The 20,851-nt window shown below is 65.0% G+C and carries 16 protein-coding genes; 4 read left to right on the forward strand and 12 right to left on the reverse strand.

Annotated elements, in window-relative coordinates; genetic code table 11:
- Positions 1–500 precede the first annotated feature (500 nt).
- The 4 genes from QZ588_RS07925 to QZ588_RS07940 form a co-directional block, all read right to left on the reverse strand.
- Complete coding sequence (locus QZ588_RS07925; protein WP_295541534.1) at positions 501–2,156, reverse strand: DUF2357 domain-containing protein; 1,656 nt, start codon at positions 2,154–2,156, stop codon at positions 501–503.
- 135 nt (positions 2,157–2,291) lie between these two features.
- Positions 2,292–3,503: a hypothetical protein gene (locus tag QZ588_RS07930; RefSeq protein WP_295541535.1), complete on the reverse strand. Its 1,212-nt coding sequence runs from the start codon at positions 3,501–3,503 to the stop codon at positions 2,292–2,294.
- A 69-nt stretch (positions 3,504–3,572) separates the two neighbouring features.
- Complete coding sequence (locus QZ588_RS07935) at positions 3,573–4,253, reverse strand: hypothetical protein (protein WP_295541536.1); 681 nt, start codon at positions 4,251–4,253, stop codon at positions 3,573–3,575.
- 317 nt (positions 4,254–4,570) lie between these two features.
- On the reverse strand, positions 4,571–5,029 hold the full coding sequence (locus tag QZ588_RS07940) for a hypothetical protein (protein ID WP_295541537.1): 459 nt from the start codon (positions 5,027–5,029) through the stop codon (positions 4,571–4,573).
- A 305-nt stretch (positions 5,030–5,334) separates the two neighbouring features.
- Here QZ588_RS07940 and QZ588_RS07945 point away from each other — a divergent pair, with 305 nt between their 5' ends.
- Positions 5,335–8,760, forward strand: coding sequence for a TM0106 family RecB-like putative nuclease (locus QZ588_RS07945; RefSeq protein ID WP_295541538.1), 3,426 nt, complete (start codon positions 5,335–5,337; stop codon positions 8,758–8,760).
- 53 nt (positions 8,761–8,813) lie between these two features.
- Positions 8,814–9,104, forward strand: coding sequence for a hypothetical protein (locus tag QZ588_RS07950; RefSeq protein ID WP_295541539.1), 291 nt, complete (start codon positions 8,814–8,816; stop codon positions 9,102–9,104).
- Between the two features lie 17 nt (positions 9,105–9,121).
- Here QZ588_RS07950 and sthA read toward each other — a convergent pair whose 3' ends face one another.
- The 3 genes from sthA to QZ588_RS07965 all read right to left on the reverse strand — a co-directional run bounded on the left by sthA (position 9,122) and on the right by QZ588_RS07965 (position 11,769).
- The gene (sthA, locus tag QZ588_RS07955; RefSeq protein ID WP_295541540.1) at positions 9,122–10,519 is read right to left on the reverse strand and encodes a Si-specific NAD(P)(+) transhydrogenase; all 1,398 of its coding nucleotides are present in this window, start codon (positions 10,517–10,519) and stop codon (positions 9,122–9,124) included.
- An 88-nt stretch (positions 10,520–10,607) separates the two neighbouring features.
- Positions 10,608–10,859 (reverse strand): cysteine-rich CWC family protein, encoded by a 252-nt coding sequence (locus QZ588_RS07960; RefSeq protein ID WP_295541541.1) that lies wholly within the window; start codon positions 10,857–10,859, stop codon positions 10,608–10,610.
- A gap of 118 nt (positions 10,860–10,977) precedes the next feature.
- A complete protein-coding gene (locus QZ588_RS07965) occupies positions 10,978–11,769 on the reverse strand; it encodes a DUF2189 domain-containing protein (RefSeq protein ID WP_295541542.1) in 792 nt (263 codons plus the stop codon).
- Between the two features lie 306 nt (positions 11,770–12,075).
- Between QZ588_RS07965 and QZ588_RS07970 the strand changes: the two genes are divergently transcribed.
- Positions 12,076–14,298, forward strand: a complete 2,223-nt coding sequence (locus tag QZ588_RS07970; protein WP_295541543.1) for a thioredoxin family protein — start codon at positions 12,076–12,078, stop codon at positions 14,296–14,298.
- Positions 14,299–14,364: 66 nt separating this feature from the next.
- Entirely contained in the window at positions 14,365–14,979 is a 615-nt protein-coding gene (locus QZ588_RS07975) for a thioredoxin family protein (protein WP_295541544.1), read from the forward strand.
- Positions 14,980–15,076: 97 nt separating this feature from the next.
- Here the strand turns inward: QZ588_RS07975 and QZ588_RS07980 are convergent, their stop codons facing one another.
- The 5 genes from QZ588_RS07980 to QZ588_RS08000 form a co-directional block, all read right to left on the reverse strand.
- Positions 15,077–15,268, reverse strand: coding sequence for a hypothetical protein (locus tag QZ588_RS07980; RefSeq protein ID WP_295541545.1), 192 nt, complete (start codon positions 15,266–15,268; stop codon positions 15,077–15,079).
- A gap of 71 nt (positions 15,269–15,339) precedes the next feature.
- Positions 15,340–17,106 carry an Hsp70 family protein gene (locus QZ588_RS07985; protein ID WP_295541546.1) on the reverse strand — a complete coding sequence of 589 codons (1,767 nt, stop codon included), beginning with the start codon at positions 17,104–17,106 and terminating at the stop codon, positions 15,340–15,342.
- Positions 17,103–17,783: a nucleotide exchange factor GrpE gene (grpE, locus tag QZ588_RS07990; protein ID WP_295541547.1), complete on the reverse strand. Its 681-nt coding sequence runs from the start codon at positions 17,781–17,783 to the stop codon at positions 17,103–17,105. Before grpE ends, QZ588_RS07985 begins: the two co-directional genes overlap by 4 nt.
- Complete coding sequence (locus tag QZ588_RS07995; protein ID WP_295541548.1) at positions 17,783–18,076, reverse strand: DnaJ domain-containing protein; 294 nt, start codon at positions 18,074–18,076, stop codon at positions 17,783–17,785. Before QZ588_RS07995 ends, grpE begins: the two co-directional genes overlap by 1 nt.
- A 78-nt stretch (positions 18,077–18,154) precedes the next feature.
- The gene (locus QZ588_RS08000; RefSeq protein ID WP_295541549.1) at positions 18,155–20,650 is read right to left on the reverse strand and encodes a hypothetical protein; all 2,496 of its coding nucleotides are present in this window, start codon (positions 20,648–20,650) and stop codon (positions 18,155–18,157) included.
- Positions 20,651–20,851: the final 201 nt, after the last annotated feature.

Below are 20,851 nucleotides of genomic sequence, written 5' to 3' on the forward strand. Positions count from 1 at the left end.
AGTGCTCGAGAAACAGGATCAAGTCGACGAAATGGGCTCTGTTGATTGCAGTCGCGTGTCGTGGTCGCATGCTGGCGGCTCCGGTTGCGGGGCTGAGGGGGCGCCTATGACACCCGATGACACCGACAAACGTTGTCGCGTCCAGCCTTTTTGCTGGACAGGTCAACATCGCTGACGCGCGTGCCCCCGGCGATCCCGCACTCCATGTGACTTACAAAAACATCACATGAGACTCAGAAATACGATAGGCGACTTGACAGACGTCGACCTTTTCCGCGAGATCAACGCCGTGTCCATTCAGTTCTGCTCGGCTGCGCTGACGCTGTGTACCATTACTCGCCGCCGACGGGGGAGGGCAGCGATGGCAAGGCGGGCCACTGGGATTCAAAAGCATGGCCACGGCCGACCGCGGGCGGCGCCGGGGCATGGGTGGTCGATGTCCAGTACGCCGCCGAGCAGGTTCTCGCTCGCTAGGCCATGATTCCGCCGATCGATCGCGATCAACCGGATGCACCCGGCTGTGCAGGGAGTTTTATAAACCGGTCAATCAACTGCCGTAAACAGGCTAATCCTTGTTCGTCGGGTCTGGCGCCATCCGCCGGCCTTAATGCAATGGCGCCGGTACCCGGGAACGTCGCGTCAGGCGGCACGAACTCTGCGCTCTCGCAGCCTGGATAAATTATGAATGCCCCGCTGGTGCCGGTGATCGCATCGCGATAGGTATGCATTTTGTCGATGTCCTGATCGTTCCACCGTTTGATGGTACCATCGTCCTCTTCTGTACCATAGAATCCGGCGTCTTTGCCCTTGAATTTCGCGTCCAGGATGAGGCGGAAACATGCGTGCCCCGGGCCTTTTTCGATCACAATATCTGGTCTGAGTTTGTGTGAATAACTGAGCGGTATCGGGTAGGAGCGGTTGAAGTAGAGCCGTACATCGTCGTTGTAATTGATGACCAGGCCTTCCGGTAGGTGCCGTTCCTTGACGTCCTGCTCACCATAAAACAGGCGAAATGACCCTGGCCCCAGCTTCTCGTCCAGCAACCCTTTCACAACAAAAAAGGCCCAGTATTCGTAGAGCGTTGCCGAATCCTTTGTCTCGATGATCCGGCTGAAGTCAGGAAGGTCGTATACACATGTGCTGCGCAGGGAGAGCAGGGAAAATAATCTGAAGAGCTGTCTGTAGCCATCCCTGCGCTGTAGGATCTGCGAAGACGCCGGAAAGAATCGCATTTGTCCGACGTCTCTCCACAAGGGCGCCTGCGCGAAGCGTCGGATACCTGCTTCGATCTGCGCGAGGTCTGCGTCGAGATCAGGGTTAAGAAACCCACCGACGCCGTCGTAACTGCGACGAAATCCCTCAATCCTCTGCCGGAGCGAGGTCAGCACATACTTGACGAAGCGATTCTCAGGCGTGTCCAGGGTCTGTTGCTTTTGCTGAATCGTCAACTGCCGCGGAAACAGGTCTCGCCCGGATGCCTGCTTGAGTGCCTGCCCTAACGGAGTGTTTTGCAGGGATGCGTTGTGCTCAATGCTGGCAAGGTATTGGGGTTGGCTGCCAAGGTTCTGCCATGCCGTAACATCGACATCGGTAACGTCTTCTATCTTTTGAGTCTGGCGTGTGAGCAGGAATTTACGGTGGGGGTTGGCAAGGATGGATGCGGCGATACCATCGATGTTGGGCTTCTCCGAGGACAGCGCTTGACGGATAAAGCACATCTCCAGGTAGGCGACATCTCTACCCGGCTCGCCGCGCTGGATGTTTTGCCCGGTCGGTTGCGGGTGCCCGAAGATGAGGCTGGCCAGCTCACTGACGACCGCGTCCAGGAGACTTTGATAAGCGGGCTTGGAGAGTTTTTTGTTACCGACTACGACGGGTATTGGTCCGATACGTGTGAGGCCAACACAGTTGCGAAAGCCGATTTCGAACAGCCCCTCCGGAAAAGATCGTCGTACATACGGGCAGTTGCCGTTCAGGAAATCGGGGATCTTACCCAGGCACTTCAGGTAGTAGACACCAAGCTCGCGTAGCTGCAACGGCGTGCTCTGATCGGTAACACCGCACGCTTCCAACTGCTCCCTGGCAATGGCAGTTGGCGCTGTTGTGATGACGATGTCACAGGCCTCGTGGTAGCCGATGATTTGATCGCGTGGCATCAAGGTACGGTATCGGTCGGAATTACATATCAGGCTGCTCTCGCGCCCCATCCACCGAAGTCGTCACAGCGCGGACTTCTGCGATGATTGGTGGCGCAGGCGATGCCTGCTGTCGGTCATGAGGCGTGAGCAATATCAGTCTATGAAATCTGCGTATCCCTGCGCCTTGAGTCGGTCGAGCATTCTCTCGAGCTTTTCGGCGCTCCGCGGCAAGGCGACCTGTCGTTCAGTGGTTTCGGCTACGGCCGGTTTCGCGTAGTCCAGGAGTGCGGTGAGCGGTGCCTCGAGCTTGGCCTGTGGTCCATGGAATTTGGGTAGTATTTTTTGGCTTAGCTGGATATCGAGTATTGTGGTCGCGAGATTGTCATCAGCGTTTACATGCTGCTCTGCAAGGGTGGCGAACCTGAGGATCTCATCGATGACGCGGTATCCGAAATGAAGGTTGTACTGCTTGAGTATCGAAAGGATGGCTGCGATTTCTTTGCGGATTGATCTGACTTCTTCTCCGTGTGAGGAGTCTTGCCGAATGTGTGAAGTAGGTTGCTGATTAATAGTAGCCCTTAGTATTTGCACTAGTTGAGCGTGCTGCGGCTTCTGAATCGAAAAATTACCACGAGATGATCTTTTGTCTGCGGTGCCAGTAGCTGTTGGATCGTTGGCAGCATCGAAGATTACATCATTAAATTCGATGACATTGGCCCGATCGAGGACCTTGGGACTGAACATGTAGGTAGACTCGTCAATATTGACAGTCCCCGTTATGAAGACGTTCTCCGGTATGTGGAGTTTTGACGGGATGGGTATGCCGTCAGCAGTAAAGATGTCGTTGCCTTGATTGTGGAGAGTAAGGGGTTCGCCAGCTGGGTTGTTGGAGGTTTTAGTCTCCATAATGCTTAAGAAATCGGAGAAATAATGCTCGACCTTGGCGAGATTCATTTCGTCGAGGATGATGAAATGAGGAATGCCTTTATTCTCGTTCCTGCTAGCTTCAAGAAGCAGGCGAAGCGCTTTGGGTGCATGGTATTTGTTGTCGAGGATGCTGTGGTAGCCCAGTAATCCCTTGTTGTCCATCCAATCTGGCCTTACCGGTATGAATGCGATCCGATTTTCCCGGTCCGTAGGTGCTAATCCGTTATGAATATAGTCAGCAAACAATTGCGCAATCTTCGTTTTACCGGTTCCGGATATACCGGTCAGGATAACGAATGGTTTCGTAAGCAGAGATGTAGCATAGCGAGTGATGATCTCGTTACTGAACTGAAAGCCATTTAAGGCGTAGTAATCGAAAATGTTCGCTGGTTCCATGATTTTGGAGTAGCTTCCGTCTGGATTCTTTATCAACGGCACGATCATTGCTCCGAAGCGGCACGTCGCGCATCTCTCTGCGTGACGTGCGCGCGAGTGCGGGCGAGAATGTCAAGGGTTTTGAGCTTTTTCAGTGTTTTGAGCGAGCTCATCAAGTTTATTAGCTGCATATTGTCGCCAACCATCGCGGTAGCCAGCGGCAGGTGCACGTTGCTCGAGATACGCGAGGATTGCATCTAACGGAACATTAGTGGGTCCGAGTGCGTCAACCGCGTCTTCGAGTTCTTGATCAGACGGGTAGCGAAGCAGTGGTCGCAGGGGTTGAGGGCTTGTTCCGGTACTGGACGTGGTCGCGAGTGTTATGTTGCGGCATTGAGTCGTAAGCGCTTGATCTGCGATTTGTTTGAGTGACTCGTCGGTGAGGGCTAATGCGTGACCCGCAGTCTTTTGAAAAGGACCTTGAGGGGCGTTGTGGTTTCTGTTATCAGCTGCGAACGCGAAGCCTTCATTTCTCGCGAATTGTGTAGGCAACCGTGCCCACAGTAAGCCGCTCTTAAAAAAAATGAGAAAGTTAGTGCCGTTGGCCTCGAACCGGAAGTCGCCATCATGAGCGTTGGTTGTTTTGCAGATTATTCTGCAGTTGTTTTCTTTGCTGTGCTTGTCGCAGAGATACCTAGCAACGTCTTGATAACGTTCGATGAAGGCTCCGTCCTTACCGGTGACTGTTTCGGCGATGGCTTGCTGGCATGTGGCGAGGGTGGCGCTCGTAAGGACGGTTTCAGATAGTGGCATATTGCGTTTCCAGTGTGTGGGGCAGTCGGTTTGGTGGCGCGTCGTCGGCAGGTTGGCTTGCCAACAGCTGAGTCTCCAGTGCCTAGGGGATGGCGGCGCATAGACACTGCGCTGGTCTCCGGTGCGCGGGGGCTGCCGTGACTATGCGCGGAGTCACGCCGTGCAATGGCGGCACATGGCTTTTCGGCGCGCCGACGCCGCATCGTGGTTTCGCGCTCGGTCGGTTTGCGGAACATATGGGCGGCATACCTTTGCTCTCGGGCTGCGTGCCCCATGCACCCGCGTTCAACGACAGACAGACCGTTTAAGCGAAGGGCTCAGACATCATTTGCAAGATCGGCTAGAGAGTTGATATTGAGGTCAGGGCATTGGGTTTTTAGGGCATGTTCAGCGATTTCGATAAGCGTCCTGTTATCGAGAATCGCAATGTTATCGGCACCGATGGTGAACGGCCCCACCACAGCGTTGGGGTTTCGGTTGTCAGGAGCAGGTTGGAAGCCATGACGTGACGCAAATTGAGAGTGTAGCCGGGCCCACAATCTCCCGGCAGGGCGAACAATAAAGCAATTGGTTCCGTTTGCTCTCAGCCGGAAGTCTGGTACGGCGGTTGTTAGAAACAGTATTGGGCAAGTGTTTGCGGCGGTATAGTTGTCGCAGATATGCGTTACAACGTGCTGAAATCGTTGAATCAGTGTGGCGGAGCTGAGGATGTCGGCGATTGCTTGATGACAATCCGATAGAGTCTCTGGCGTGAGAGGGGTTGGAGGTACTGGCATGCTGTGTCTCCGGGTTGAGGAATATCAGGTTGTTGGATAGTGGGTTGCCGAGGGGTGCTTTTGGTGACGGCGGACTACGGGGCATAGTTGAACAACCCCCCGCGACATTTCCTGTCGCGACCATCCGAAACAATGCGCGCCGTCGGTCGGCTGGATGCCGCGGGCCCACCCGACGCACCCGCGCAGGGACCGACGCCACAGCGGCGGGTCATCCGACGGTTTGGGCAACGACTGTTGTAGCCGTTTTCAGCCGCAATTGATACAGCGATAGACGTGTAACGCCGTCAAGGTTTCCAGGGGGCACGATGCGTAAACGAGAGGGCGGTCTCACGCTTGCCCCCACTGATCTGGGGAATTTCCTCTCCTGTCGGCACCTGTCGCGGCGGGATCTCGAGGTGGCCAGCGGCCTGTGCGATCGGCCCGTGCGATCGGGGCCGGTCATCGAGGCGCTGCGGGCCCAGGGCGTGGCGCATGAGCAGGCGTTTCTGGCGCATCTGCAGGCGCAGGGCCTTGCGGTGACCCGTTGTGTGAGCGATCGCGACCAGACCGATGCGGACGAGGCCGAGGCCGCCAGGCAGGGTCTGTCACGCACCTTCGAGGCCATGCGCAGCGGTGCGGAGGTGATCTACCAGCCGATGCTGGCGGATGGGTTTTGGTCGGGGCGGGCGGATGTGCTGCGACGGGTGGCGACGCCGAGCGCGCTGGGGGCCTGGTCCTACGAGGTGTACGACACCAAGCTGGCGCGGGAGACGCGGGCCGGCACCATCCTGCAGCTGTGCGTTTATTCCTATCTGGTGGAGCAACTCCAGGGTGTCCGGCCCGCCTGGATGCATGCGGTGGTGCCCGGTAGCGGCTTTGTTCCGCAGCGTTATCGCAGTGCGGACTTTGCGGCCTATTTTCGGCTGCTGACGGGATTGCTCGGTGACTTCATCGCACAGCCTCCCGAGACCTATCCCGAGCCGGTACCGCATTGTGATCTGTGTGTCTGGTGGCAGGCCTGCGATCGGCGCCGGCGCGGCGACGATCACCTGGGCTATGTGGCCGGCATCACCAAGGGTCAGATCGCGGTGCTGAAGGCGCTGGGGGTGGCGCGGTTGGAGACGCTCGCCGGGCAGGCCGACCTGGGCCGGCCGCACAAGGGCTCGCTGGAGGCGCTGCTGCGCACCCGCGATCAGGCCCGGATGCAGTGGCGGGGCCGAGAACTTGGGCAGCCTCTGCATGAGCTGCGTCAGCCCCTGGATGCGCAGCATGGACTGGCGCTGCTGCCGGCGCCCACGCCCGATGACATCTTTTTGGATTTCGAAGGCAACCACTTCGCCGATCAGGGAGTGCAGGAATATCTGACCGGTTATCTGCTGCACGAGCCGGGGCAGGGCGAGCGCTACATCGCCCACTGGGCGACGACCCGGGCGGAGGAGCGTGCGGCCTTCGAGGCGTTCATCGACCAGGCGATGGCGGTTCGGGCGCGTAACCCCAATGCGCACATCTACCACTTTGCACCCTACGAGCCGGCGGCGCTGAAGCGGCTGATAGGCCGCTATGCGACGCGCCAGCAGGCGTTGGACCAACTGCTGCGCTCAGAGGCGTTCGTCGATCTGCACCGGGTGGTGCGGCGTGCGCTCATCGCCAGCGTCGAGCGCTACTCACTGAAGGATCTGGAGGCCTTCTACGGCTATGAGCGGCGCCAGGATCTGCGCACGGCCGCGTTGTGTCGGCGTCTGCTGGAGCAGGCCATCGACGCCGGCGACGGCGCCGCGGCGGCCCGGGAACAGATGGCGGTGGTGGAGGCCTACAACCGCGAGGATTGTGAGTCCACCCGTCGGCTGCGCGATTGGCTGGAGCAGCTGCGTGATCAAGCGATCGCCGACGGTGCCACCTGCGAGCGGCCGTCCTCCGCCCAGGCGGAGGCCGCACCCGAGATCAGCGCGCTGGAACAGGAGCTGCAGGCCCTGCGCGAGGCCTTGCTGCAGGGCGTGCCGGACGAGCCCGATGCGCGCAGTGACGCGCAGCAGGCGCAATTCCTGCTGGCGCACATGATGGAATTCCATCGGCGCGAGGAAAAGGCGACCTGGTGGGAGTACTTCCGCCTGCTGGCGTTGGAGGAGACCGACTTCATCGACGAGCGCCGGGCGGTGGCCGGGCTGGCGTTTTGTGCCGAGGTCGAGCCGGGCCGGGCGCCGGTCCATCGCTATGGGTTTCCTGACCAGGAACTGGATGCGCGGGTGCGCGATGACGCCTACGCGCCGGGCGTTGGCAAGGTCGGCCGCATCGTGGCGGTGGACAACCTGGAGCGGACCATCGATGTGAAAAAGCGCCGGGATACGGCGACGGCGCATCCCACGGGGCTGGTGCTGCACAGCCGTGTGCCGGCCGACGTGTTGCAGCAATCGCTGATGCGGCTGGGTGCATTCGTCATCGCGCAGGGCCTCAGGCCGAGCGCGCCCTACCGGACGGCGGTGGCATTGCTGCTACGACGGCCCTCGGCGCTGGCGGATCCCCGGGGCACTCTGCAGCACGACGGCGAGCAACCGTTGGCGGCGGCCTGTCGGCTGGTGCACCAGCTCGACGGCCATGTCCTGGCCATTCAGGGGCCGCCCGGCACCGGCAAGACCTTCACCGCGGCGCACATGATCTGTGAGCTGGTGCAGGCTGGGCGCCGGGTGGGCGTGACGGCGGTGAGCCACAAGGTGATCCACAACCTGATGGAAGGAGCGATGCAGCAGGCGCAGGCCCGCGGACTCGACCTGCGTGCCGCCTACAAAAAGGATGGTGAGTACGAGGGCGCCTGGGCCCTGGAGTACATCGACGATTATGGCGCCCTGCGCGATGGGCTCGACCACGGCGACTACCCGCTGGTGGGCGGCACGGCCTGGTGCTGGAGCCGGGAGCAATTCGAGCAGTCGGTGGACGTGCTGTTTGTGGACGAGGCGGGGCAGATGTCCCTGAGCAATGTGCTGGCGGTGGCGCCGGCGGGGCGCAGTCTGGTGCTGCTCGGCGATCCCCAGCAACTGGAGCAGCCGCTGCAGAGCAGCCACCCGGAGGGCAGCGCGGTCTCGGCGCTGGCGCATCTGCTGGCGGGCGCCGAGACCATGCCCCCGGATCGGGGGCTGTTTCTGGACACCACGTATCGGCTGCATCCGGACATTGCGCGCTTCACCTCCGAGATCTACTACGAGGGCCGGCTCACGGCCCGGCCCGAGCTGGCGCGGCAGGCGATTCTGTCGGCCGCCGCCGAGTCGCGCTGTGCCGGTGCCGGTCTGCGGTTCGTCGCCCTCGAGCACCAGGGCAACGGTGCCCGGGCGCCGGAGGAGGCCGAGCTGATCGGGGACATCGTCGAGGAGTTGCTCAATGGCGGTCGGTGGCGCGACAAGGAAGGTGCCGAGCATGGGCTGACGCCCGAGGACATCCTGATCGTGGCGCCCTACAACCTGCAGGTGGGTGCCTTGCGCGCCCGCCTCCCGGCGCTGCGCGAGCGCGTCGGCACGGTGGATCGCTTTCAGGGGCAGGAGGCGCCGGTGGTGATCTATTCCCTCACCAGCTCGAGTCCGGACGATGCGCCCCGGGGCATGTCCTTTCTCTATGATCCGCACCGCTTCAATGTCGCCACGTCGCGCGCCATGGCGCTCTGCATCCTGGTGGGCCAGCCGGCATTGTTCGCGCCCGAGTGCAAGACACCAACGCAGATGCGCATGGCCAATGCGTTCTGCCGGTATCTGGAACTGTGCGCCTGAGCCCGCAGCGATGACAACCACCTGGCAACCACACAGCGATTGGAGGTATCCCCATGGCCCGCTTTGAAGCGCATTGTGAAGAAACCGTAGCCCTCTTTGGTGAGCCCTTCGAGGCGGTTCACCGCTGGCTCGATGCCTTTGCCGGTCAGCCGCCCTATGGCATGCGCCATCGGCGGGTGCGCCATCACGAGGCCGGCATTCGCGAGGCGATTGCGTTGTTCGGCGAAGAAGCCGGGCCGGTGGCCCGGCAGCACATCATCACCGATCTGAAGGAGGAGGGCTGGACCGAGCGTGATCCGTTTCCGCGCAATGAGGCGCACTATGTGAGTATGGGATTGTTCTGAGATCGGCGCAGACGTGCTCAGAACAGCCGGTTCAGCCCGTTCAGCGCCGCCACGCGATAGGCCTCGGCCATGGTGGGGTAGTTGAAGGTGGTTTCGGCGAAGTATTGGATGGTATTGGCCGGCGGCGGCTGGCGCATGATGGCCTGGCCGATGTGGATGATCTCCGAGGCCTGCTCGCCGAAGCAGTGGATGCCGAGGATCTCGAGGGTCTCGCGGTGGAAGAGGATTTTCAGCATGCCCACGGTGTGGCCGGTGATCTGGGCGCGGGCGATGGCCTTGAAGTGGGCCTGGGCCACCTCGTAGGGCACCTGCTCGGCGGTGAGCTGGCGCTCGGTGCGGCCCACCGAGCTGATCTCCGGAACCGAATAGATGCCGGTGGGGAATTCTTCCACCAGTGACCAGTCGCATTGGCCGTCGGCGATGTGAGCGCCCACGAAGCGGCCCTGATCGTAGCTGGCGCTGGCGAGCGCCGGCGGGCCGGCGACGTCGCCGACGGCATAGATGTGGGGCAGCTCGGTCTGGTAGCTGTCGTTGACTTCCAGCTGCCCGCGCTTGTTCGGCGCCAGACCGATGTCCTCGAGCCCCATCTGCTCGGTGTTGCCGCTGCGGCCGTTGGCCCACAGCAGCACGTCGGTCTTGAGCTTTTTGCCGGACTTGCAGTGCAGCACCACGCCGTCGGCGGCGGGCTCCACGGATTCGTAGGTCTCGTCGTGGCGGATGACGACGCCCTGCTCGCGCAGGTGGTAGCTGAGGGCGTCGGTGATTTCGTCATCCAGAAAGGACAGCAGCCGGTCGCGGGTGTCCACCAGGTTCACCTTGATGTCCAGGTAGCTCATGATGGAGGCGTACTCGCAGCCGATGACGCCGGCGCCGTAGATGGTCAGGCTGCGCGGGGTGTGCTGCAGGCCCAGGATGGAGTCGCTGTCCCGCACCCTTGGATGGGAGAAGTCCACGTCCGGCGGGTGATAGGGCCGGGAGCCGGTGGCGATGACGAAGTGCTTGGCGCGCAGGGACTCGTTGGCGCCATCCGGTCGCACCACGTCGATGCGGTGTGCATCCACGAAACGGGCGCGGCCGAAGATCACCTCGACGCGGTTGCGCTGGTAGTAGCGGTAGCGGGTGCGCACCTGGTGGTCGATGACCGAGTCCGCCGCCCGCAGCAGATCGGGGAACTGGATATCGACCTGGTCGAGGGTGTGGTGGAACAGCGGATTGTGGCGGTAGTCCGCCAGCATCTGGATGGAGTGGCGCAGGGCCTTGCTGGGGATGGTGCCCCAGTGGGTGCAGCCGCCACCCACCTGGTTGTGGGCCTCCACCACGGCGACCCGCTGCCCGGCCTTGGCCAGCTTCATGGCCGCCCCTTCGCCGGCGGGCCCGGCCCCGATGATGATGCTGTCGAACGCGCGTACTGCCATGGCTGTGATCGTCCCCGGCGTCTAAAGGGACAGGTTATCACAGGGCCCGGCGGTCTCAGGCCCGCCGCGGGTGCGAGTGCAAGTGCGCTTACGGGCGCCCTTCGCTGAGTACCACGTCGCCCGCGCGGGCTTTGCCGGCGATCTCTTTCAGGCACCGCGAGCACAGGCAGTCGCTGTAGGTGTCTTGCAGTTTGCCCAGCAGATCCGGCGACAGGTTGACCCCGACACACTGGCAGTGGGGGAGGTCGTTGACTTTGCAGACGAAGCTGGCGCCGCAGCGGGCGCAGGTCTTGGGGCCGGCTTGCAGCTCGGCGGGATCGGGGTGGGACATGTCGCTCATCGGGCACCTCTGGCGGGTTGTGCTGTGGGCTCTGAGATGGAGTGCCGAAAAGCTGTAGGTCAGGTGGGGTTACTTCAACCCGCGCGGCCATCCCTGGCCGCCGCGCGGTGGGCCGCGCTCAGTCCTGTGGCGGCACGATGTCGCGATAGGCATGCCAGGTGGCGTGGCCCACCAGCGGCATGGCGACGAACAGCCCGATGTAGAACGACATGAGCCCCAGGGCGATGAACATGACGATCAGGCCCGCCCACAGCATCATGGCCTGCCAGTTCTCGATGACGGCCTTGACGCTGGTGCGGATGGCCGTGAAGCCGTCCACGTCCCGGTCCATGAGCATGGGCACCGAGATGGCGCTGATGGCGTAGGCCACCCCGGCCAGCACGAAGCCGACGCTGATGCTTGCGAGGGCGAAGATGTTGTTCTCGCCGGATAGGAACACGGTGCTGAAGAAGTTATCCAGGGGCGGATGCATGCCGGTGTAGAGCAGGGCGAAGAGCACGAAGTTGGACATCATCCAGAGCTGCATGATGATCAGCAGCCCCGCGGTGATGACGCCCAGCTGCGACTGGTTGCCCTTCCAGGCCTCCAGGAAATGGCAGAAGTGCAGTTTCTCGCCGCGCTCGAGCCGCGCGCTCATCTGATACAGGCCCAAGCCGATGATGGGTGCGAGCAGATAGAAGCCGGCGATGAGGAAGGGCACCATGAAGGTGAGTCCCTCGTTGATGAAGCCGAGGGTGATCAGGCCGCTGATGAGGACGATGACGGCGCCGTAGGTGAGGCTGTATTTGCGCGCCCGGATCATGTCGTGCCAGCCCTTGTCGAGCCATTCCCAGGGCTGCTCGAGACTGACACGGTTGATGCGGATCGCATCCTGCCGGGCCTGTTGCTCGGCGACGGTGGTTTCGGTCATGGCAGGTCCTCCGGTGGACTGATGGTCAGCAAGCGGTGGTGTGGTTGGTTGCGGCGGCTGGTGGGGCCGCCTGGCCCGTCTCGCGTTGGTTGTTGGGTCTGTGCGGTTGCGCCCGCACCCCGTCGGGTCGCAGCCCGTGGCTGTGTGCCCCGGCTCGGGTGCCTCGTCGATCGGCCACTTGCATGGTTATTATCGATGTGGCCAATACACCGCCGCCTAACAGTGCAGAAAAAATTGACAAAGCGCAACCCGTCGTTACGCTTCCCTTGCCCGGCCCATCTTGCCCAAGCCCATGTTGCTCAAGCCATGATCCGCGCCGCAGCGCAAAGGCTCACCATCATCCTGTTGCTGGCCTGGATGCCGGCGGCCCTGGCGACCGCGGCCCCGGGCGCGCCGCAGACCCGCGGCGAGCCGCCCGTCGATGCACGCATGCTCGACGGAGCGGCGGCCTCCGCGCCGGTCATCACCGACAATGTCCGTGCCAGGCTCCTCGCCGAGCGCGCCGTGGTGGCGCCGGGAGACACGCTGGACCTGGCCCTGGTGCTGGACATCCGCGCGCATTGGCACACCTACTGGCGTAATCCGGGCGACTCCGGAGAGCCGCCGCGCATCCGCTGGACCTTGCCCGATGGCGTCGTCGCCGGCGCCATCCGCTGGCCGTTGCCGACGCCCATCGCCGTGGGTCCGCTGGTGAACTACGGCTATTCGGATCGCGCCGTCCATCTGGTGGACATCCGCGTGCCGGCGGATTGGCCCGTCGGTGAGCCCATTCCCATCACCGCGCAGGCCAGCTGGCTGGTGTGCGAGGAAGCGTGTATTCCGGAGCAGGGCAGCTTCAGCCTGACCCTGGCGACGGATGCCGCCGCCGCGGCGCCGCCTTCCGCCGCGGTTCGCCGCCTGTTCGCCACCGCCCGCGCCGCGCTGCCCGAGCCCGGCGTGGTCGCCGCCCGCCTGACCCGGGGCGACGATGCGCTGAGCCTGCGGGTGCCGGCGGCGGCGCTGCCGGCATCGGTACAGGCGGTGCACTTCTTCCCGGACGCCTGGGGGCTGGTGGACCATGCGGCGCCACAGCCGTGGCGGCTGCAGACGGGCGCGGACGGCGCGCACCTGCTGTTGGAGCTGTTACCCGGCGACGCCGCGGCATCCGTGCCCGCCACCGGGCTGCTCAAGGTGACCAGCGCCGACGGAGTGCGGGGCCTGCGCCTGGATGCCACGGCGACGGCTGCGGCGGCGCCGGGGCCGGCGGCCACCGCATCGGCGGCGGCGCCCGCCGCCGGCGCCCTCGGCCTGCCGCTGGCGCTGGCGTTCGCGCTGCTCGGTGGGCTGGTGCTGAATCTGATGCCCTGCGTGTTCCCGGTGCTCGCCATCAAGGCCCTGGGGCTCGCGGGGCAGGGCGGGGCGCCGTTCAGCACCCGCGCCCTGCATGGACTCGCCTACGGCGCCGGCGTGCTCGGGTTCTTTTTGGCCCTTGGCCTGTTGCTGCTGGCACTGCGCGCCGGCGGTGCCGCCGTCGGCTGGGGCTTCCAGCTGCAATCGCCCCTGTTCGTGACGCTGATGGCCTATTTGTTCGTGGTGCTCGGTCTGAGTCTGGCCGGCGCGCTCACGCTGGGGACCGGCCTCATGGGGCTCGGCCAGGGTGGTGGCGGGCCGGCCGCGGGTCATCTCGGCGCCTTCGGCACCGGTGCGCTGGCGGCGCTGGTGGCGGCGCCCTGCACGGCGCCCTTCATGGGCGCGGCCCTGGGTTATGCGATGACCGTGCCCTGGCCGGCGGCCCTGGCGGTGGTGCTGGCGCTGGGGCTTGGCATGGCGCTGCCCTTCTCGCTGCTGGCGCTCTCGCCCGGGCTCGCGGCGCGGCTGCCGCGGCCGGGGCCCTGGATGGAGACGCTGAAACAGGCCCTGGCCTTTCCGATGTTCGCCACCGCCGCCTGGCTGCTGTGGGTGCTGGCGGTGCAAACGGGGCCGGGCGGTCTCGCCGCGGCGCTCACCGGCATGCTCGTGCTGGCGTTTGCGCTCTGGGTGCAGGAGCGTGCGCGCTATGCCCGCGCGCCCTGGCCGCGGGTCGGTGTCGGCGCGGCGGTGCTGGGTCTTGGTGTGGCGCTCTGGCTGGGGCTCGGCCTCGCCGGGCGCGACGCCGCGGCGCCGGGCGTCACCGCCACGGGCACGGCGGCCGGCGCCGGCGATTCCGCCGCGTTACCCGCGCAGCCCTACTCGGCGGCGCGTCTGGCCGCCGCCCGGGCCGAGGGCCGACCCGTGTTCGTCAACATGACCGCCGCCTGGTGCATCACCTGCCTGGTGAACGAGCGCGTGGCCCTTGGCCGCCCGGCGGTGGCCCGCGCCTTCGCCGAGGGCGACATCTTGTACCTGAAGGGCGACTGGACCAATCGTGACGCGGCGATCACCGAGTATCTGGCGGCGTTCGGGCGCAATGGCGTGCCCATTTACGTCTACTATCCGCCCGCCGGGGCGCCCCGCGTGCTGCCGCAGGTGCTCACCGAGGGCATCGTGCTGACGCAGATCGGGGCCGGCTGAGCCGCCGGCGCTCCGGCGGCGTTGCGACCATCATCCACTGTCATCCACCACCGAGGAGAGCCGACCATGCGACTGCCTGCCATCGCCATCGCCACCGCCGCCGCCCTGGGCATTGCCCTCATGACCGGCACCGCCGCCGCCGCGCCCGCAGTGGGTGAGGCAGCGCCCGCGTTCACCGGCACCGACACCACCGGCAAGACCTGGGCTCTCGCCGATCTGGCGGGCACGCCCGTGATTCTGGAATGGACCAACCACGACTGCCCGTATGTGGTGAAGCACTACCAATCCGGCAACATGCAGGCGCTGCAACGCGAGGCCGCCGACGCCGGCTACACCTGGCTGTCGGTGATCTCATCCGCCCCCGGCAAGCAGGGCCATGTGAGCGCCGAGCAGGCGGATCAGCTCACGGCTTCGCGCAATGCCGCCCCCACGGCGGTGCTGCTGGACCCGCAGGGCGACATCGGCAAGGCCTACGGCGCCCGCACCACGCCGCACATGTTCATCATCGACGCCCAGGGCACCCTGGTCTACATGGGCGGCATCGACGACAAGCCCACCACGAGCCTCGCCGACGTGGAGGGCGCCGAGAACTACGTGCGCCTGGCCATGGCGGACCTCGCCGCCGGCGAGCCCGTGGACAAGCCCATCACCCGGCCCTACGGCTGCTCGGTGAAGTACTGACGCGGGGGCAGTCGCGTCGGGTCCGGACGGTCCGCGGATGGACCGTCCGCGTCTCAGCGGCGCGAGCGACCAAGCGATCGCCAGGCCCGGTGTTGCACTAGCCGAGCGGTGTTTGTCGGATGGCCACGAAGCGCGCGAGGCACGCTGCGAGCGGCGTGCGCTTCAGGTTCAACGAACGCTGCAGAGACAGCGCGGCCTTGTCTTGGTCGCCGGCGGCAAGGTCGACCAGCGCGGCCCGCAGCGCGCGCTCGGCGGACTGCTCGGCGGCCATGAGCAGCGCGAGGTCCATACCGCAGCGGCGGCAGCACTCGGGCGCGCCTTCGATGCGGGCGCGACAGTTGGGGCAGCGCTCCATAGGGATCAGGATTCCAGGTAGTAGACCAGGTCCGACAACTCCGTGACGGTGCGCTCCAAGGCTGGGATGTCGTTGTCCGAGAGCGCGTCCTTGACGGATTCGATCAGATTCACCAGGTCCTCTTTGTCTTCCGCCGTGGCGGTGCTCATCAGCCGCTCGGCTTTCTCGGCCAGGGCGCGGGCCTGCACGACCTCGCGGCGCTCGCTGATTTCGGGGTCGATCGGCGCCGCGGCAGCGCCATCGACGACAACCTCGGCCTCACCGTCGATGAGGGCGGACAGGCGCGTGCGGGCGGCGTCGAGCTCATCCGCCTCGAAGCGCGCGGTGGCGTTGTTGATGGTGATCGCCTTCTCGAGCCCGGTGCGCTTCTCGCGCGCGGTGACCTCGAGGATGCCGTTGACGTCCAGCGCATAGGTCATGACGATGACGTTCCCGGCGGGGACGTCGCCGAGCCCCTCGATGCGGAAGGCGCCGATCTCGGTGTTGTTCAGCGCGTCCGCGTCCTCGCCCTGATAGACGTGCACATCGATCTGACTCTGGCCGTCGACGATGGTCTGAAATGCCTCGCTCTTGGTGGTCGGCAGCGGCGTGTTCTTTCGGATCACCGGCACGAAGACGTGGGGATAGGGCATGCCGTCGAGCTCGCCCAGGGCACTGGTGCCGAAGGTGTAGGGCGTCACATCGACCAGCACGGAGGCGACCTGGTCGCCGCCGATGACGGCGGCCTGGATCGCCGCCCCGGCGGCGACGCACAGGTCCGGGTTCACCTCGGCGCGGGGCGGCATGCCCAGGACCTCCTCGAGTCGGCGCTGGATCAGCGGCGTGCGCGTTGCGCCGCCGACCAGCAGCACCTCGTCGAGGTCGGCGACGGAAAGCCCGGCGTCCTTGAGCGCGATGTGCACGGCCTCCAGCGTCTCGTCGATGAACTCGGCGATCATGTCCTCGTACTCGCCGCGCTCGATCTCCATGGAGAGATTCAGCGGCCGTCCTTGGTGCTCCAGCAGGTATTCCTCGTCGATGCGGGCATAGGGGGCGTCGCTGAGCGTGATCTTGGCTGCCTCCGCGGCGCGCTGGATACGTGCAAGTGCGCCGTGGTTCTCGCGGGCATCGACGTCCTGCGTCTCCCGGAGATGGGCGAGCACGTGCTCGATGAGACGGGCGTCGAAGTCGTCGCCGCCGAGCTGATTGTTGCCGTGGCTGGACAGGACCTCGGTGACGTCGCCGGTCATGCGAACGACCGAGACATCAAAGGTGCCGCCGCCGAGGTCGTAGACCAGGATGGTGCGGGCGCCTTGGTGATCGGCCTCGTACGCGAGCGCTGCGGCGGTGGGCTCGTTGATGATGCGCACGACCTCGAGTCCGGCCAGTTCGCCGGCGTCGCGAGTCGCCTGGCGCTGGGCATCGGAGAAGTAGGCGGGCACGGTGATCACGGCCTTCTCGACCGGCTGGCCGAGGTGCTGTTCGGCGGCGCTCTTGAGGCGCTTCAGGATCAGCGCGGAGATCTCCTGGGGGCGGTAGGACTGATCGCCCATGGGGAGATGCGCGTCCTCGCCCATGCGTCTTTTGACGGAGCGGATGGTGCGCTCCGGGAAGAGTGTGTACTGGTTGCGTGCGCTCTGGCCGACCAGCAGGGCACCCTCGTCGTCGAGTCCGACCACCGAGGGCAGGAGTTTGGCGCCGTCCACATCGAGGATCTGCGCACGCCCACCCTGGACCACGGCCACCTCCGAATTGGTGGTGCCGAGGTCGATGCCGATGATTGGGTGTTTCACTGCTCTGTTTCCGTAGTCTTGGGTGAATCGGTGCGGTTGACGATGACCTCGGCCGGGCGCAACAGCTCGTCGTGCAGCAGCCAGCCGGGGCGCAGCTCGGCGACGACCTGGCCGGTGGGCCGTTCCGGGTCGCGCGCCAGCTCTGCAGCATGCATGCGCTGCGGGTCGAAGGGGCACCCGACCGCCGGCAGGGGGCGTACGCCGCGGCGAGCCAGGGTTTCGTCGAGCCTGCGCAGTGTCAGCGCCATGCCTTCGGCAAGCGATGCAATGCGCTGCGGTTCGCGCCGCCTGCGCATGAGCCAGCCGGGGCGAAAGCGGGCGGCCTGGTCGTGGCCCGCCTGAATGCGGTCGCGCAGTTCCAGGAGCTCCAGCAGCATGGTCTTCCAGGTCTGCCGGTCAGCGGCCCGTGTCTGCTCGATGCGGCGCTCCTGCTCGTCGCCGAGCCGTGCCTGGCTCTCGCGCAACGTGTCGAACAGGCCGCGAAACTCATCCAGCGCCGACTTTACCTGGCGGGACTCCAGCTTGACCTCGTTCTTGAGCGCCGCCAGCTCGGCGAGCAGCGTGAATAGGTCCGGTGTCGGCCCTTTCGGACCGCCCATTGCCGGCAGCTCCTCGCCGGCGGCATCCAGGTAGGCACGGAATTGCGCCGACAGGGCTTCCTTCGTCGCCTCGTCCATCAAGGCTCGCCGCGCAGCAGGGTTTGGAGCAGGCTGCGCTCGGGTCTGGCCGGCGCGCCCACCGGAGCGATCTTGTCGAGGATATCGATCGCCGCCGGCGGTGTGGTATCGAACAGATCGAAGGCGGCCCGATCGCGGCGGGTCCGCAGCTGCTCGTAGGCGGTGCGAATCGCGCTGAACCGCGTCGCATCACGCTCGGGCGGGCAGCGTTTGATCGCCTCCAGGTAGGCACGCTCGACGGCGTCGTCATCGGCGTCCGTGCTCAAGCCGAGGACTAGGTAGGGGTCTCGCATCAGAACAGGTCTATCTGGTCGGGGTTGTCGTTCTCGTCGTCCTTATCGCTGGCGCTTGCGGCCTCGCCGCGGCTGCGGCTACGGCGGAAATGGCAGGTCTTCGAACGGATTGGGCGTGCTGCCGTCCCCGAGCAGGTCGAGCAGCATGTCTGTCGCGGCATCGGGGCCCATCATGCGCTCGATCTCCTTGACGGAACGGATCAGCTCCGGCGGCGCCCCGAAGATCTCCAAGGCCCTCTTGATGCCGATGGTGCGGATAATGTCGACGATATCCGGGGGAAGGCCCTCGTCATCATCCTCGGCGAAATCGTCCGCAAAGATGGGCGGCAGCGATGGGACGGGGATTGGGCCGCCACCCAGGCCGCCGCGGGGGCCAAATGCCGGCAGCGCCTCTTCGATGCGTATCGCCGTGCGCATCTCGCCGTTGGCGCGGGCGCGATCGAGTGCCGCCTCGAGGCCCCACAGGTCCTTCATCGAGCGGTAGTCGAAGCCGTCGGGGTATTTGGCCTCGAAACGGTGTAGCTCGAAGATCGGCTCGTTGCGCCACCGCTTGCGTCCCGCGTTCGCCGCCTGTTGCCGTGCCCGGTCGAGCTCGTGGCGCGCGAGCGTTTCGCAGGCCGCTTCTAGCTCCACACGGGACAACTGATCCCAAGGTGTCCTGGACGTCAGCGCTGCCTCGAGCATCCTGAGGGTTGCGTCGCTCAGATTCAGGTCGTCGTCTCGCGCACTGCGCAGACGGGTCATGGTGGCGGCAAGGTCGTCTCGGTCGCGGGCCTTGGGTTTCTTCAGCTTGAGCTGATTGTCGACCGTGCCGAGCCATAAGCCGATCGCATCGGCGGCCAGCGCCAACTCGAGCCGATCGGCGAGTGCGATGTCCTGGCCCTGGAACTGATCGCGCAGCGCGCGCACGCCATCCGGATCACCGTCGACGATCGACAGCAGCGCGGTCATCAGCGCGATGCGCTTGCTGATCGTCGTGTCGCGGGCCCAGCTCGCGGCCTCGGCCAACTCCTTGCGTGCCAGATCGCCCCGGCCCTTCGTCTGCTGCTTGCGCGCGTGGGCCAAATGGGCATTGACCAGACGCCGACGCACGCCGCTGTTAATCGGGTCGATATCGAGGATACGCCGCGCGAGACCCGCCGCCTTCTTGAACGAGCGGGCATCCAGCGCGATGTCCATCGCGGCCTCCAGCACGCCCATGTCTCGAGGCCACCGCTCCTGCGCCTGCTCCAGCAGCCGGCGCGCGTTCTTCAATTGGCGGCCCCGGCGGTAGAAGTGGATCAGGCGCAGGTAGGTGGCCTGATCGTCCGGGTCCCAGGAAAGGCTCGCCTCGAGGTACTCGGCGGCGATGGTGTCGAACTCTTCGGGATGGCCGCTGGGCTGCGCCGGCGGGCCGAGCATGTTGCCTTGCGCATCGGCGTGACGCAGCAGCAGCGCGATGCGCAGGGCCAGGTCCGGATCCTTGCGCTGGTGCCACTGGCGCTCGAGGAAGGCCGCGCAATCCCGCCAGCGCTCTAGCAGCAGCCAAGGGTCGCGGTTCGTGTCCGTGCGCCATGCCGTGAGCAATGCCTGTTCGAAGTGGTTGGGCGCTTTGCCGCCGCACTCGCGCAGCCAATGGATGCTCTCGGGTGACCGATCACTGGCGATCAGGCTCAGCGACTTGCGCCTCACCCAGTCGGCGCCCAGCACCGGTTGGTGCTGATGCAGCAGGCAGATCAGTGCCTTCGGCGGCGGGTCATCGCCCAAGGCGTGGAGTGCTTGCCAGACGGCAATGCGTTCCGACGGCCAGCCGCGCAGCACGGCGGCGACTCGACGCTCGGCCGGCTTGGCGGTTGCTGCGGCACCCAGAAACTCGTGCTCGGGCAGCAGGCTCAGTATCGCGGCCCGCCTGAGCGGCGCGAAGCCGGAATCGTCGTCGATGCGATCGAGTAGGGCCTTGGCCTCTGCGGGCGCCGTGGGCTGAAGCAGCAGCGCCTTCAAAATCTGCGCCCAGTCGCGATAGGGCGAGCGGAAGGGGATCTCGGCGAGCGCGGCGCGCACGGCCTCATCATCGCCATCACAATAGCCGGCGAGCGCCGTCAGCGCGGGTGCGGCGTGGCGGCGGATCGGATCGTCGTCGGGCAGGCGCTCAAGCATCGCGTCGTCGCCGCCCAGTATGCGAGCTGCCAGCTGCGCGCGGATCTGTTCGCGTTGTTCGCGAGGCAGAGCGCCGTCGCCGTCTTCGGCGAGTAGCGCGACGGCTGCGTCCAGTCGGTCTAGGCGGACAAGCAGGGCCGCATGCCCCGGCGCCAGCGGCAGCTGCGGATCGAGGGCGGCGCGATTCTCCCAGATGGCCAGGGCCTCCTTCAGCATGCCCTTCTCGGTCAGCTCACCAGCGCGTCCGGCATAGGCATCGGCAAGCCTTAACCGCCAGTCGGCGCGGTCCTCGCGCTTTGACAGCTCCTTGTAGGCGGTGATGGCATCGCGCCAGCGTTGGGCATCGAGTGCCTCTTGGGCGCGCTCGGTGAGGATCGGTGTGGCGATCTCATGCGACCCGCCGACGCGACCCTTGCGCCGCTTGTGTTTCTTGGTCATGAGGAACGGTTGGATATGGCCATTCGGGCGGTCCCGTGCGCGCTGGCCCAGGATCGCTCATGTCGTTCGTTGGCGAGCAGTCGAGCCTGGGCAAACCGGCCACCGCCGCGGACAACCGACAGCCTACCATCTTCAGTCATCCGGGCAAGCGCCTGGTCGCCCGGTCCGTGGTTGTTCAGTCAGCGCCGGTGCGCAGCGCCT

Origin of the sequence: uncultured Thiohalocapsa sp., assembly GCF_913062725.1 — a bacterium.
GTDB lineage: Bacteria > Pseudomonadota > Gammaproteobacteria > Chromatiales > Chromatiaceae > Thiohalocapsa.